This is a genomic window from Sphingopyxis sp. LARHCG72, assembly GCF_052871675.1.
In genome coordinates, this window is the sequence record NZ_JBIXJU010000022.1 from 1 (window position 1) to 1,240 (window position 1,240).

Annotated in this window: 1 protein-coding gene; it reads left to right on the forward strand. The window is 62.7% G+C overall.

What is annotated here, in order from left to right; all coding sequences use genetic code 11:
• Positions 1 to 63 precede the first annotated feature (63 nt).
• A protein-coding gene (locus ACIPPQ_RS21690; RefSeq protein WP_137869471.1) for an IS3 family transposase occupies positions 64 to 1,214 on the forward strand; the annotation gives its coding sequence in 2 pieces (ribosomal slippage) (positions 64 to 316 and positions 316 to 1,214; 1,152 coding nt in all).
• Positions 1,215 to 1,240: the final 26 nt, after the last annotated feature.

The window sequence follows — 1,240 nt, forward strand, 5'->3', positions numbered from 1 at the left end:
TGACGTGCTCCCCTGAAATGTGACCGAATTTGAGTAGAGTCCGACGCGAAGGAGTCGGACAGAATGAAGCGAAGCAGGTTCAGCGAAGAGCAGATCATCGCGATATTGAAGGAGCATGAGGCGGGGATGCCGACGGCGGATGTATGCCGCCGTCATGGGATCAGCTCGGCGACCTTCTACAAGTATAAGGCCAAGTTCGGGGGTCTGGACGTGTCGGAGGCGCGGCGGCTTCGGGCGCTTGAGGACGAGAATGCGAAGCTGAAGAAGCTTCTGGCCGAGGCGATGCTCGACAATGCGGTGCTGAAGGATCTGACATCAAAAAAATGGTGACGCCCGGCGCCAAGCGGGAAGCCGTCGCATATGCTCGTGACCATCACGGGCTGAGCGAGCGTCGGGCGTGCAGCCTGGTCGGCGTGAGCCGCCGGGTGATCAGATATGAGCCAACGAGGCCGGATGACGGTGCTCTGCGGCAACGCCTGCGCGAGCTGGCGGCCGAGCGCCGCCGGTTCGGCTATCGTCGTCTGGGGTATCTTCTGGCGCGGGAGGGCATGCGCCCTAACCACAAGAAGCTGCTGCGTATCTATCGCGAAGAGGGACTGCGAGTCCGCCGCCGTGGTGGCCGCAAGCGGGCCTTGGGCACGCGGGCGCCGATGGCACTGCCGCAGGGTCCGAACCAGCGGTGGTCGCTCGACTTCGTGTCGGACAGCCTGGTGTGCGGTCGGCGGTTCCGCATCCTGTGCATCGTCGATGACTTTACGCGGGAATGTCTGGCGCTGGTGGCCGATACGTCGCTGTCGGGCATCCGCGTTGCCCGGGAACTGACGACGCTGATCGGCCTGCGGGGGAAGCCTCACATGGTCGTCAGCGACAACGGCACCGAACTGACCTCGTCGGCGATCCTGCGCTGGTCGCAGGAGCGTCAGGTCGAATGGCATTATATCGCGCCGGGGAAGCCGATGCAGAACGGCTTCGTTGAAAGCTTCAACGGACGCCTGCGTGACGAATGCCTCAACGAGACCCTGTTCACGTCGCTGGCGCATGCCCGCTTCGTGCTCATGGCTTGGCGATACGATTATAATCACGTCAGGCCGCACTCGAAACTGGGCGGGCAAACACCCGCCGAGATCGCCGGCCAATGGTCCTGGGGGCATGCCCCCAGGACCATTGCCATCCCATCAATCAACCATCATGAAGGAGCCGGACTCTACCTCTGACTGGTAACAATCAGGGGAGCACGTCA